Origin of the sequence: Edwardsiella sp. EA181011 (assembly GCF_000800725.1) — a bacterium.
Classification (GTDB): domain Bacteria; phylum Pseudomonadota; class Gammaproteobacteria; order Enterobacterales; family Enterobacteriaceae; genus Edwardsiella; species Edwardsiella anguillarum.
This window is the reverse complement of the sequence record NZ_CP011364.1, coordinates 682,504-695,986: the sequence shown is the minus strand read 5'-3', so window position 1 is coordinate 695,986 and position 13,483 is coordinate 682,504. Positions and strand designations below refer to the sequence as shown.

10 protein-coding genes and 1 pseudogene are annotated in these 13,483 nt (G+C 58.9%); 4 read left to right on the top strand and 7 right to left on the bottom strand.

What is annotated here, in order from left to right; all coding sequences use genetic code 11:
* Position 1: 1 nt before the first annotated feature.
* Positions 2-1,024 (bottom strand): N-acetyl-gamma-glutamyl-phosphate reductase, encoded by a 1,023-nt coding sequence (gene argC / locus QY76_RS03135; RefSeq protein WP_034165429.1) that lies wholly within the window; start codon positions 1,022-1,024, stop codon positions 2-4.
* Between the two features lie 203 nt (positions 1,025-1,227).
* Here argC and argE point away from each other — a divergent pair, with 203 nt between their 5' ends.
* A complete protein-coding gene (argE, locus tag QY76_RS03130; RefSeq protein ID WP_034165430.1) occupies positions 1,228-2,379 on the top strand; it encodes an acetylornithine deacetylase in 1,152 nt (383 codons plus the stop codon).
* A 235-nt stretch (positions 2,380-2,614) separates the two neighbouring features.
* The gene (gene ppc / locus QY76_RS03125; RefSeq protein WP_034165431.1) at positions 2,615-5,248 is read left to right on the top strand and encodes a phosphoenolpyruvate carboxylase; all 2,634 of its coding nucleotides are present in this window, start codon (positions 2,615-2,617) and stop codon (positions 5,246-5,248) included.
* Positions 5,249-5,296: 48 nt separating this feature from the next.
* Here the strand turns inward: ppc and metF are convergent, their stop codons facing one another.
* The gene (gene metF, locus QY76_RS03120) at positions 5,297-6,196 is read right to left on the bottom strand and encodes a methylenetetrahydrofolate reductase (protein ID WP_034165432.1); all 900 of its coding nucleotides are present in this window, start codon (positions 6,194-6,196) and stop codon (positions 5,297-5,299) included.
* Positions 6,197-6,425: 229 nt separating this feature from the next.
* The gene (locus QY76_RS03115; RefSeq protein ID WP_034165433.1) at positions 6,426-7,025 is read right to left on the bottom strand and encodes a TetR/AcrR family transcriptional regulator; all 600 of its coding nucleotides are present in this window, start codon (positions 7,023-7,025) and stop codon (positions 6,426-6,428) included.
* A gap of 230 nt (positions 7,026-7,255) precedes the next feature.
* Between QY76_RS03115 and QY76_RS03110 the strand changes: the two genes are divergently transcribed.
* Together QY76_RS03110 and QY76_RS03105 are read left to right on the top strand one after the other, a co-directional pair.
* Positions 7,256-7,813 (top strand): carboxymuconolactone decarboxylase family protein, encoded by a 558-nt coding sequence (locus tag QY76_RS03110; protein WP_034165434.1) that lies wholly within the window; start codon positions 7,256-7,258, stop codon positions 7,811-7,813.
* A gap of 175 nt (positions 7,814-7,988) precedes the next feature.
* Positions 7,989-9,221 (top strand): annotated as a pseudogene (locus QY76_RS03105) (MFS transporter).
* Positions 9,222-9,267: 46 nt separating this feature from the next.
* Here QY76_RS03105 and dtd read toward each other — a convergent pair.
* The 4 genes from dtd to typA form a co-directional block, all read right to left on the bottom strand.
* The gene (dtd, locus tag QY76_RS03100) at positions 9,268-9,705 is read right to left on the bottom strand and encodes a D-aminoacyl-tRNA deacylase (protein ID WP_045427994.1); all 438 of its coding nucleotides are present in this window, start codon (positions 9,703-9,705) and stop codon (positions 9,268-9,270) included.
* 15 nt (positions 9,706-9,720) lie between these two features.
* Positions 9,721-10,599, bottom strand: coding sequence for a virulence factor BrkB family protein (locus QY76_RS03095; protein ID WP_034165438.1), 879 nt, complete (start codon positions 10,597-10,599; stop codon positions 9,721-9,723).
* Positions 10,600-10,720: 121 nt separating this feature from the next.
* Positions 10,721-11,308 (bottom strand): glucose-1-phosphatase, encoded by a 588-nt coding sequence (gene yihX / locus QY76_RS03090; RefSeq protein ID WP_034165440.1) that lies wholly within the window; start codon positions 11,306-11,308, stop codon positions 10,721-10,723.
* 163 nt (positions 11,309-11,471) lie between these two features.
* Positions 11,472-13,292 carry a ribosome-dependent GTPase TypA gene (typA, locus tag QY76_RS03085; protein ID WP_012850286.1) on the bottom strand — a complete coding sequence of 607 codons (1,821 nt, stop codon included), beginning with the start codon at positions 13,290-13,292 and terminating at the stop codon, positions 11,472-11,474.
* Between the last annotated feature and the right edge of the window lie 191 nt (positions 13,293-13,483).

The window sequence follows — 13,483 nt, the reverse complement described above, 5'->3', positions numbered from 1 at the left end:
GTTAAAGGAGAGCGCACGTCTCAGGAAAGCCAAAGCGCAGGTTCATACACTGCACCGCCTGGGCCGCCGCCCCTTTCAGCAGATTGTCCTCTGCGGCAACCACGATCAGATGCTGTCCCTGCAGGGAGAAACCGATGTCGCAAAACGGCGTACCCGCCACCGCGCCGATGGACGGCAGCGTTCCCTGATACAGGCGGATCAATGGTTTATCCTGATAGGCTCGATAAAAAGCCATCGCCACCTCGGCCGCATCCACGCCGCTTTTTACCCGTAGGTGGATCGTCTCCAGTATGCCGCGAGGAAAATTGCCCAGGTGGGGGGTAAAAATCACCGGAATGCCTAGGTGTGCGGCGATCTCCGGCTGATGACGATGCGTAAACAGCCCATAGGGCTGCAGGCTCACCTCGCAAAAGCTGCTGCCGAGGCTGGCCTTACGTCCGGCGCCGCTGACGCCGCTGACGGCGTTGATAACCGGCCACTGCGCCGTATCGATCAGCCCAGCAGCCAGCAGCGGTTTTAACGCCAGCTGTGCCGCCGTCGGGTAGCACCCCGGCAGCGCGACCAGCTGCGCCGTGCGCAGCGCAGCGCCCTGCCACTCCGCCAGGCCATATACCGCCTGCTCAAGCCACTCGGGATGTTGATGCGTAAAGCCGTAATACTGCGAGTAGGCCTTGCTGCTGCGGAGCCGATAGGCGCCGGAGAGATCGAAGACGGTGCAACCGGCCGCCAGAAACTCAGGCGCCAAAAGATGGCTAACTGCATGATCGGTCGCCAAAAAGACCACATCGGCCAGCGGGGCCAGCGCCGCGCTGTCGTCGCAGGCCAGCAACGGGAGATCGACCACCCCTTTCAGCCGCGGGTGAATATCTGACAACAATTTTCCGCCATCAACGCTTTGCGCAGACACGGTCAAACCCGCTATGGTGATGTAGGGATGGCGCTGCAGATAGGCGGCAAGCTCAGCACCGGTATAGCCGCTGGCGCCAACGATTAACCCATTTAACGACTTCTGAATACTGGACATCGCGGCGATCGCTCCTCTTGGTTAACCGTGGATACCGGCCGTGCGCTGAGATGCCTCAGCCCCTGACCTCACATCCAGTTAGCCCCATCGCTGCTGCCAATACTCGGGCGTCCCTGTCTGTTCCATTCGATGATGCTTTATTGTATTTTTATTCATAATTATTGCATGAATATTGATACTATCCAAACTTGAGGCTGTCAACCATGAATACGCAATTACCCTCATTTATCGCGTTGTACCGTGCGCTGATCGCAACCCCCTCCATCAGCGCCAACGACGGCGCACTGGACCAGAGTAATGAACGGTTAATCACCCTGCTGGCAGGATGGCTTAGCGATCTCGGGCTGCGTGTCGAGGTGCAGCCTGTCCCTAACACACGGAATAAATTCAATTTACTAGCGAGCTATGGTGAGGGAGGCGGAGGACTGATGCTGGCGGGACATACCGATACGGTTCCCTTTGACGAGGGGCGCTGGACCCGAGATCCCTTCACGCTCAGCGAACAAGATAATCGCCTGTACGGTCTTGGAACCGCAGACATGAAAGGATTCTTCGCTTTTATCATCGATACCCTGCGCGATATCGAACTGCATAAACTAAATAAACCGCTCTACATTTTGGCGACGGCGGACGAGGAGACCTCGATGGCGGGCGCGCGCTATTTTGCCGCCAGCACCGCGCTGCGCCCCGACTGCTGCATCATCGGTGAACCCACCTCCCTTAAACCGATCCGAGCCCATAAAGGCCATCTCTCCGAGGCCATCCGCATCACCGGTCAGTCAGGGCACTCCAGCGATCCGGCGCGCGGCGTCAACGCGATTGAGATCATGCACGATGCCATCGGCCACCTGCTCACCCTGCGCAATACGCTGCAGCAGCGTTACCACAATCCGGCCTTTAATATCCCTTACCCCACCATGAACCTGGGGCATATCCACGGAGGTGATGCAGCTAACCGCATCTGCGCCTGCTGCGAACTGCACCTGGATATGCGCCCGCTGCCGGGAATGACGCTGAACGATCTCAGCGAGCTGCTGAATCAGGCGCTGGCGCCCATCGCGACGCAGTGGCCGGGACGTCTGCGTATTGAGCATCTGCATCCGCCGATCCCCGGCTATGAATGCCCGCGCCACGCGCCGCTGGTACTGGCAATAGAACAGCTATTGGGGGAGCGAGCAGAGGCCGTCAACTACTGTACCGAGGCACCGTTCCTGCAAGAGATCTGCCCAACGCTGGTGCTCGGCCCGGGCTCCATTGAGCAGGCGCATCAGCCGGATGAGTATCTGTCCACCGACTTTATTGTGCCGACGCGCACCCTGCTGACGCAGATAATCCACCATTTTTGTCAGCGCTGATCACGGCAGGTGCCGCCCCGGGCAAACGATGACGCGGCGGCGTTTGCAATGTAACTGTTATCAGTTAGACCTCTTCAGGTCATTGCGTAATTAAATTTCAGTTAACAGCGCTAAATTGTGTGTTTTGGCAAGAAATTGTGTCAATTGACGCAGAGGACGGAACGTGGCTTTATAAAGAGGCACTCTACAATTTCCGAGTGAAAGAAATTTACGTATTGGGAGGGGCAGTGGTTCTATGAATGAGCAATATTCGGCGATGCGTGGCAATGTCAGCATGTTGGGCAAGCTGCTGGGCGATACCATCAAGGACGCGCTGGGAGAAGATATCCTGGATCGCGTTGAAACTATCCGCAGGCTGTCCAAGTCGTCACGCGCAGGCAATGAAGCCAGCCGACAGGCGTTGCTGAACACACTGCAAAATCTTTCCAATGACGAGCTGTTGCCGGTGGCGCGCGCCTTCAGCCAGTTCCTCAATCTGGCCAACGTCGCGGAGCAATATCACCGAATATCCCCACACGGCGAGGCTGCCAGCAATCCCGATGCCCTGTCTCACCTGTTCACCCGGCTGAAGAATAAAAATCTGGACGAGGCGCAAATCCGTCAGGCCGTCGATAACCTCTCCATCGAGCTGGTGCTGACCGCACACCCCACCGAGATCGCTCGCCGTACGCTGATCCATAAACTGGTGGAGGTAAACACCTGCCTCAGCCAGCTCGATCATGACGATCTGGCCGACTATGAGCGTCACCAGATCATGCGCCGCCTACGCCAGCTGGTGGCCCAATCCTGGCACACCGACGAGATCCGCAAAAACCGCCCAACCCCCATCGACGAAGCCAAATGGGGCTATGCCGTGGTTGAAAACAGCCTATGGGAAGGCGTTCCCGCCTTCCTACGCGAGTTTAATGAGCAGCTGGAAAAATCCCTTGGCTACCAGCTACCGGTCGAAGCGGTACCGGTGCGCTTCACCGCCTGGATGGGCGGCGATCGCGACGGTAACCCCAACGTCACCGCCGAGGTGACCCGCCGCGCCCTGCTGCTCAGCCGCTGGAAGGCTGCGGAGCTATTCCTACGCGATGTCCAGGTGCTGGTATCAGAGCTCTCTATGACCGTCTGTACACCGGAGCTGCGGGCGCTGGCGGGCGAACATGCCCAGGAGCCCTACCGCGAGGTGTTAAAGCGCCTGCGCCAACAGTTGAACAATACGCTGACCTATCTGGACGCGCGTCTGCGAGGGGAGCGCCTGGCGCGCCCCGCCGATCTGCTGGTCAGCAACGATCAACTGTGGCAGCCGCTGCATACCTGCTACCGCTCGCTGAAGGCCTGCGGTATGGGAATCATCGCCAACGGCCAGCTGCTAGACACCCTGCGCCGGGTCCACTGCTTCGGCGTGCCGCTGGTACGCATCGATATTCGCCAGGAAAGTACCCGCCATACCGAAGCGCTGGCCGAGCTGACCCGCTATCTGGGGCTGGGTGACTATGAGACCTGGTCTGAAGAGGATAAGCAGACGTTCCTGCTGCGCGAGTTGAACTCCAAGCGCCCGCTGGTGCCACGTCACTGGACGCCATCGCCGGAAACCAAAGAAGTTTTTGACACCTGTCAGGTGATCGCTGAGGCGCCAGCCGGCGCCATCGCCGCCTATGTCATCTCGATGGCGCGTACCCCATCCGATGTTCTGGCAGTCCACCTGCTGCTGAAAGAGGCGGGCTGCCCGTACAATCTGCCGGTTGCTCCGCTGTTCGAAACCCTCGACGATCTAAACAATGCCGAGGCGGTGATGACACAGCTGCTGAGCATCGACTGGTACCGTGGTTTTATCCAGGGTAAACAGATGGTGATGATCGGCTACTCTGACTCTGCCAAAGACGCCGGTGTGATGGCGGCCTCCTGGGCGCAATACCGTGCACAGGAGGCGCTGGTGCGCGTCTGTGACGGCGCAGGGATCGCCCTGACTCTGTTCCATGGCCGTGGTGGCTCCATCGGCCGCGGCGGCGCGCCGGCGCACGATGCCCTGCTCTCCCAGCCGCCGGGAAGCCTGAAGGGCGGCCTGCGCGTAACGGAACAGGGGGAGATGATCCGCTTCAAGCTCGGCCTACCGGAGATCGCCGTCAGCAGCCTGACGCTGTATACCAGCGCCATTCTGGAGGCCAATCTGCTGCCGCCGCCGGCGCCGAAGCAAGAGTGGCGCGATGTCATGGACGAGCTCTCACAGACCTCCTGCGCGCTTTATCGACGCTATGTCCGCGAGAATCCAGATTTTGTTCCTTACTTCCGCTCGGCGACGCCCGAACTGGAGCTGGGTAAGCTGCCGCTGGGCTCTCGTCCGGCCAAACGTCGTCCCAGCGGCGGCGTAGAGAGTCTGCGCGCGATCCCGTGGATCTTTGCCTGGACCCAAAACCGCCTGATGCTACCGGCCTGGCTGGGCGCCGGGGCCGCGCTGGAGGAGGCCATGGCGGAGGGGCGCCGCGACGCGCTGGAAAGCATGTACCGCAGCTGGCCATTCTTCACCACCCGCATCGATATGCTGGAAATGGTGTTCGCGAAGTCCGATCTGTGGCTGGCCGAATACTACGATCAGCGCTTGGTTGACCCTGCCCTATGGCCACTGGGCACAGAGCTGCGCCAGCAGGTACAGCGGGATATTCAGGCGGTGCTGGCCATCGCCAACACCGATCACCTGATGGCCGATCTGCCCTGGGCCGCAGAGTCGATCGCTCTGCGTAACGTCTATACCGATCCGCTCAACGTCCTGCAGGCTGAGCTGCTCTACCGCTCACGCCATCAGGAGCAGCCGGATGCCAACGTCGAACAGGCGCTGATGGTCACCATCGCCGGCGTCGCCGCCGGGATGCGCAATACCGGCTAGCGACGGTACAGAGGAAAAAGCCCGCGGCAGCGGGCTTTTTTACGCCTCTCACGCCACGTCCCTCTGCGGCCGCACGCCCAGCGTATGACAAATGGCGTAGCTCAGCTCGGCTCGATTCAGGGTATAAAAGTGGAAATCTTTCACTCCCTCGCGGCTGAGCAGCTTCACCATGTCCATGGCAATGTTGGCGCCGACCAGCTTGCGCGTCTCCGCATCCGCATCCAGCCCGTCAAACATAGCCAGCATCCACTGCGGTACGCGGACATTGGTCAGCGCCGCAAAGCGCTGCAGCTGGCGAAAGTTGGACACCGGCAGGATCCCCGGCACGATCTCAGCGTCAATGCCCGCAGCCGCACAGCGATCGCGAAAGCGGAGATAACTCTCCACGTCAAAGAAAAACTGGGTGATTGCCCGACTGGCGCCGGCGTCAATCTTGCGCTTTAGGTTTAACAGGTCGGCCTGGGCGCTCTTGGCCTCCGGGTGGACCTCGGGATAGGCGGCGACCGAAATATCAAAGTCAGCCTCCTCGCGCAGCAGCGCCACCAGATCGCTGGCGTACATTTCCGGACGCCCGCCCTCCGCCGGTAGATCGCCGCGCAGCGCTACAATATGGCGGATGCCGCTATTCCAGTAATCTCGGGCGATGCCCCGCAGCGCCTCCCGGCTGACATCAACGCAGGTCAGGTGAGGGGCCGCCTCCAGCCCGGTGCGCTCTTTTATTCCCTTAATCACGCCGTGGGTGCGATCGCGCTCGCCGGAGTTGGCGCCGTAGGTCACCGAGATAAACGACGGCCTCAGGGTGCTGAGCCGATCGATGGATCGCCACAGCGTTTGCTCCATCTCCTGGCTGCGCGGCGGAAAAAACTCAAAAGAGACCTGGATCCGCCCCTGCAGCTCGGCCAGGCTCTGGTTCAGCGCATCATGCTGGCTTGCGTGAAAAAAACTCATACCCCATCATCCTTATGCTCTGCGCGGCTCTCTGCGCACCCCATTTTAAACATCCATACGTTTAGACGTCCAAATAGAAGTTGCCGTAAGTTGATGGATTCGTCAACAGCAAATTGCCGTCGGGCGATGAAGAAACCTCAGGAGAGAATGAGAAAGCCTCAGGCAGGCCCCTGCGCAGCCCAGACACCGCTCCCGCGATCCGTATCTGCGGCCCCGTCGGCGCCGGGAATTAGGATAGTGCGCTGGCGCGCCAGCGACGCAGCGTTACGCAACTGTCATCCACCAGCGCCGCCAGCGCGGGGGAATTGCCTATCTGCAGCGCCATAATGCGAATACCGATCACCTCTTTTTGCAGCCAACGCGCTATGTGCCGGGCCTCGGCCTCGGCTAACCGCGGCGCACCCTCCCGGAAAGCCCGGTAAAAGGCCGCCTCCATCGCCGCCAGGCTCTCTCGCACCACCGATAGCGGCGCCTCCTCCGCTCTCCCTTCGAGTTCGAGCAGGCTTTTAACCAAGAAACAGACGCTGGAGGGAAGCTCCGCCGAACAGGTGGCGCCAAAGTGGCACAAAAAGGCCTCGGCGCCGGAAAACGGATCGGGATAGTCCGCCATCAGCGCGAAAAACGCATCGACCTGGCACTGGGTATAGCGCGTCAACGCGCTGGAAAACAGCGCGGCTTTATTACCAAATGCGGCGTAGATACTGCCAGGGCGCATATTTAACGCCTGCTCAATCTCTTTCATCGACGTCGCAAAGTAGCCGCGCCGCCAAAACAGAGCGACAGCCTGCTGCAGCGCCGCATCGCGATTGTGTTGGAGGGGTCTTGCCATGCCACAAGCCTGCTGGAAAGTTTAATAGATTTCATTGTAACGCACTTTTTTGAACGGTTGTTCAAAAAAGTTATTGAACAATCATTCAAAAATATCTAGAGTGAAATTTCACCGATTAACGCCGGGAAGAAGCGCGCCGGATGAGCGCGTTTTACAGAGATGCCAGCGCAAAACGACGGCACCAACGCCGCCTTACCCGATGCGTTAAACGCCAACCCTAGGGAGATAACATGCTGACTTTTGAAAAATACGATGAGCACACCGCCCCCCAGGAAAGCCGCGATTTACTGCTGCAAAGCAAGCGCAGCAACGGCGGTATCCCAGGGCTACACGCTATCATGGCGGAGTCACCACAGCTGCTGGCGGGATACCAGGCCCTGCATAGCCTGTTTCTGCACAGTAGCTTCGATAATGACGAAAAAACCGTCGTCTGGCAGACCATCAACGTTGAGCACCGCTGCCACTACTGTGTACCGGCCCATACGCTGATCGCCCGTGCCATGAAGGTCAGCGATGAGATCAACGATGCCCTACGCGACGAAACCCCGCTGCCCAGCGCCCGTTTAGAGGCGCTGCGCACCTTTACGCTGGCGATGGTGCGCCAGCGCGGCGAGGTGGATGATGCAACCCTGCAGGCGTTTATCGCCGCCGGTTTTGAGCGCCGCCATATCCTCGACGTCATTTTATGCCTGGCGCAAAAGGTCATGAGCAACTATACCAATCATGTGGCACATACGGAGCTGGATGCCCGTCTACAGCCCATTGCTTGGCAAAAGCGAGCGGTGTAACCGTCGGCTGTGTATCTTCGCTCCCCTCGGCGCCGAGGGGAGCAGGTTCGTCTCACCGCACGAACGGCAGTTGCCAAGACCGGCCGCTGACGGCAGAATAGCCAACCCCACCAGCCGCTATTTCACAGGCGATCCCGCTGGGTCTGACTGTTTTTCCTTTTAGCGACCATACATTATGCAAAACCGTTTATCTTCTACTCGCTGACTTGGCCGGCGTGCACTGTTATTTCCCCTCTGTCTGGTGCTGTATGAGTTTGCCACTTATATTGGCAACGATATGATTCAACCGGGCATGCTGTCGGTAGTGCAAACCTTTGGCGTCGACGAAAGCTGGGTTCCGACCTCCATGACCGCCTATCTGGCCGGCGGCATGTTCCTACAGTGGCTGCTCGGCCCGATCTCCGACCGTATCGGGCGGCGGCCGGTGATGTTGACCGGCGCGCTCTACTTTGCCGTAACCTGCCTGGCTATTTTGCTGACCAACAGCATCGAACAGTTCATCCTGATGCGTTTTTTACAGGGGATCAGCCTGTGCTTTATCGGCGCCGTCGGCTATGCCGCGATCCAGGAATCATTCGAGGAGTCCGTGTGTATCAAGATCACCGCGCTGATGGCCAACGTTGCGCTGATCGCGCCGCTGCTCGGGCCATTAGCCGGCGCCGCCTGGGTGCATCTGTTTCCCTGGGAGGGCATGTTTATCCTGTTTGCCGCGCTGGCGCTGCTCGCCTTCCTTGGTCTGTATAAGGCCATGCCGGAAACCGCGACCCGACGAGGAGAGAAGCTGTCGCTGTCGGCGCTGGGCCACGACTATGCGCTGGTGCTGAAAAATAAACGCTTTCTGGGCGGTGCGCTGGCCTGCGGCTTCGCCAGCCTGCCTCTGCTGGCCTGGATTGCCCAGTCGCCGGTGATCATCATCAGCGGCGAAGGCCTCAGCAGCTACGACTACGGCATGCTGCAGGTGCCGATTTTCGGCATGCTGATCCTGGGTAACTTTACCCTGGCTCGCCTGAGCGGCCGCCGTCCGGTTCGCCGTCTGATTCAGCTGGGTGCCTGGCCAATGGTCGGCGGACTGGCGATCGCCGCCGCCTCTACGCTATACAGCGCCCATGCCTACCTGTGGATGACGGCGGGGCTGAGTCTGTATGCCTTTGGCATCGGTCTGGCCAACGCCGGCCTCTATCGCCTGACGCTGTTTTCCAGCACGATGAGCAAGGGCACCGTCTCCGCGGCGATGGGCATGATCAGTATGTTTATCTATACCATTGGCATTGAGGTGGGCAAACACACCTGGCTGCAGGGCGGAAACGGCGCCTTCAACCTGTTCAACCTGATAAGCGGTCTGCTGTGGCTGGCGCTGGTCGCACTGATGCTGCGCGATAAGCGAGTGGGCGGCGCGGCGGAGAGCTGAGACAGCGGCGCAGGCGTACGACAGGCCGTACGCCGCTATCTATCGGCTAAACCTGCAGCCAGAAGGTGACCGGGCCGTCATTGAGCAGGGAAACCTGCATATCGGCGGCAAAGCATCCGGTCGCGGTAGTGATACCGCTGGCGCGGCAGGTATCAGAAAAATAGGTATACAGGCGCTCAGCCTCATCCGGTGCCGCGCCGCGGGAAAACCCAGGGCGCATCCCCTTTTGAGTATCCGCCGCCAGGGTAAACTGAGAGACCACCAGCACGCTGCCGCCGGACTGACGTACGTTGAGGTTCATTTTACCCTCGCCATCGCTAAAGACGCGGTAGCCCAGTACCTTATCACACAGGCGCTTTGCCTTCTGCTCATCGTCATCTTTCTCCACGCCCAACAGCACCAGCAGTCCCGTGCCGATCTCTCCGATAACCTGATTCTCTACCGTCACGCTGGCATGGGTAACCCGCTGAATTAATGCGATCATCTAACCTTTTACTCCTTACTCATGATGTGATGTCAACGCCTGCTGCAGACCCTGCTCCTGCCGGCGGTGCGCCCGAAAATCACCGATGGCCACGGTAACCTCTGCGCCAAGCAGTACGATACACCAGCTCCAGTACACCCAGACAAACAGCATCGGGATCACCGCCAGCACGCCGTAAATCAGCTGATACGACGGAAACGCGGTGATGTACAGCGCAAAGGCCTTCTTCCCCAGCTCAAACAGCCCGCCAGCAACCACGGCGCCGATCAGCGCATCGCGCATCGGCACGCGTTGGGTCGGTACAATGCAATATAGCAGCCAGAAGCTGACGCACGACAGCAGCAGCGGGAACAGACGCAGCAGCTGATCCACCATGGAGTAAACCGCACTGTCCGCCAGCCAACGCAGCGACAGCAGATAGGTGCTGATCGCCATGCTGGCCCCCACCAGCAACGGCCCCAGCGTCAGGATCATCCAGTAGACGGCGAACGAATACACCACGGCGCGCTTACGCTCGCTGCGCCAAATATGGTTCAGCGCCCCATCGACCGAGGAGATCAGCAGCAGGGCGGTCACGATAAGACCAATGGCTCCCAGCGCCGTCATCTTGCTGGAGTTGGCGACAAACTGCTCCAGATAGGACTGCACCACGTCACCGGCGGCCGGCACGAAGTTGGTGAAGATAAAGTGTTTCAGCTGAAAAGAGACGCTGGAAAACATAGGGAAAGCGGTAAACAGAGAGAATACCACCGTGATCAGCGGCACCAGAGAGAGCAGGGAGACGTAGGCCAACGAACCGGCCACCATGGTCATACGATCGTCATCCACCCGCTGCCACAGAACCTTGGCAAAGTAGGCCCAGCCTTTAATACGTTTTAGGGAAAATGGCGTCATGCTTACTCCTGTCAGTTACGCCCGCATCGCGGGTCATATCGGCCCCAGCGATGGGGGCTTTCGATCCTACTGTGATGTTCAGGGTAGCGCAGACGCAAGATAAAAGAAAAAACCGATCTCGTTATGCAAAATAGGTGGGGATCACCTGACGGTCACATACCTGTACCGCCTGGATCCCCAACGCCTTCGCCGCCGCCACATTGTCGGCGTTATCGTCAAAAAAGACCGACTCCCCGGCCGCCGCCCGCTCCTGCTCCAGGACATAGCGATAGATTTCGGCATCGGGTTTACGCATGCCCAGCTCCTGCGACAGGTACATTTTATCGCAGGCGGCCGCGATCTCCGGGTAGTGCTGAGGCCAAAAGTGAGTGTGCAGCCGATTGGTATTGGAGAGCACCACGACCCGCTCCCCCTGACGGCGCAGGCGCTGCATGATATCGATCACCTCCGGGCGCAGCGCGACGAAAATCGCCTGCCAGCCCAGCTCGAACTGGGCAAAGCTGAGGGAGATCCCCATTTCATCGCACAGACGCTGGGCAAAAGTTTCATCGTCTATCGCCCCGCGCTCATGCTGACGAAAGGTATCGCCCATCGTAAAACGCTTGCTTAAGGTGGCCAGCGGGGCGCCGCTGTACCGGCTCCAAACCCCCAGCACACGGTGAAAATCGATGTCTACAATCACGTTACCTAAATCAAAGATGTACAGCATGCGCAGCTCCCGATTTCAGCTTATTGGCGTGAGAGACTCCACTGTAGACGGAAAAAACAGCAGCGAACAGAAGGGACGCAAGAAAAGCGGGAGGTCGCGCGCAGATAGCGCCCGCAAAAAAAACGGGGCGCCTTAGGCACCCCGTGGTATCACATCGACGCGATTAGTCGCGCGGACCGCGGTTAGCGCGGCGGCGATCGTTCTCGGTCAGATGACGCTTACGCAGACGCACGGAGTGCGGCGTAACTTCAACCAGCTCGTCATCATCGATAAACTCCAGCGCCTGCTCCAGGGTCATTTTCACCGGCGGAGACAGGGTGGTCGCTTCATCGGTACCGGAAGCACGCATGTTGGTCAGCTTCTTACCGGTCAGGCAGTTAACCGTCAGGTCATTGGAGCGGCTATGAATACCGATGATCTGGCCTTCATAGACTTCTGCACCGTGACCCAGGAACAGCTTGCCGCGATCCTGCAGGCTATATAGCGCGTAGGCAACCGCTTTACCCTGACCGTTAGAGATCAGCACGCCGTTCTGACGCTGGCCGATTTCACCCGGACGCACGTCATCATAGTGACTGAAGGTAGAGTACAGCAGACCGGTACCGGAGGTCATGGTCATGAAATCGGTACGGAAGCCGATCAGGCCACGGCTCGGGATGATGTAATCCAGGCGTACACGGCCCTTGCCATCCGGAGACATATCGCGGATCTCACCCTTACGGATACCCAGCGCTTCCATCACGGAGCCCTGGTGCTGCTCTTCGATATCCAGCGTGACCTGCTCAAACGGCTCCTGCATGCGGCCATCGATCTCACGATAGATAACCTTCGGACGGGATACCGCCAGCTCATAGCCTTCACGACGCATGTTTTCGATCAGCACGGACAGGTGCAGTTCGCCACGGCCAGAGACGCGGAAAGCGTCCGGGTCCGGCGTTTCTTCAACGCGCAGGGCGACGTTGTGCACCAGCTCTTTCTGTAGACGCTCCAGGATCTGGCGAGAAGTCACAAACTTGCCTTCTTTACCGCAGAACGGAGAGGTGTTAACGCAGAAGTACATGCTTACGGTCGGCTCATCGACGGTCAGCGGCGGCAGGGCCTCAACGGCGCTCGGATCGCACAGGGTATCGGAGATGTTCAGATCGCCCAGGCCGGTTACCGCGACGATGTCGCCCGCTTCCGCCAGATCGGTCTCGATACGCTGCAGACCCAGATGGCCCAGAACCTGGCCCATTTTACCGTTACGACGCTTACCTTCGCTGTCGATAATAGTGATCTGCTGGTTCGGCTTCACCTTGCCGCGCTTGATACGGCCGATGCCGATAACCCCAACGTAGCTGTTATAGTCCAGCTGGGAGATCTGCATCTGGAACGGGCTGTCCAGATCGACGTCCGGCGCAGCTACATGCTCGACGATAGCTTCAAACAGCGGAGTCATATCCTCGGCCATGTCGGCGTGATCCAGGCCGGCGATCCCCTGCAGCGCAGAGGCGTAGACGATCGGGAAGTCCAGCTGCTCATCGGTCGCACCCAGATTGACGAACAGATCGAAGACCTGATCGACAACCCAATCCGGACGCGCGCCAGGACGGTCAACCTTGTTGATAACCACGATCGGCTTCAGCCCGTTGGCGAACGCCTTCTGGGTTACGAAGCGGGTCTGCGGCATCGGGCCATCCATTGCGTCGACCAGCAGCAGAACCGAGTCAACCATAGACATCACACGCTCTACCTCGCCGCCGAAGTCGGCGTGCCCCGGGGTATCCACGATGTTGATGCGATAGCCATTCCAATTAATGGCGGTGTTTTTCGCGAGGATGGTAATCCCACGCTCTTTCTCCAAATCGTTGGAGTCCATTACGCGCTCAGTCGCGTCGTTACGTTCACCCAGGGTTCCGGATTGTTGCAACAGTTTGTCGACCAGGGTGGTTTTCCCATGGTCAACGTGCGCAATAATGGCGATGTTACGCAGATTTTCGATCACAGCTTTGCCTCAGGCATTAGAAATAGCGCGCTATTGTACACGTATTAAGCGAGGGACTAAACAGGATCACAAGCTTCTCGCAGAAACAATGCTACGAATGGCGGTTTGTGATCCTATTCACGATGCTAAACGGCGCGGGAATAAACAGCTTGCACCAAGATTGTGCGTTTGCTGAAGTGATTTGCACCATT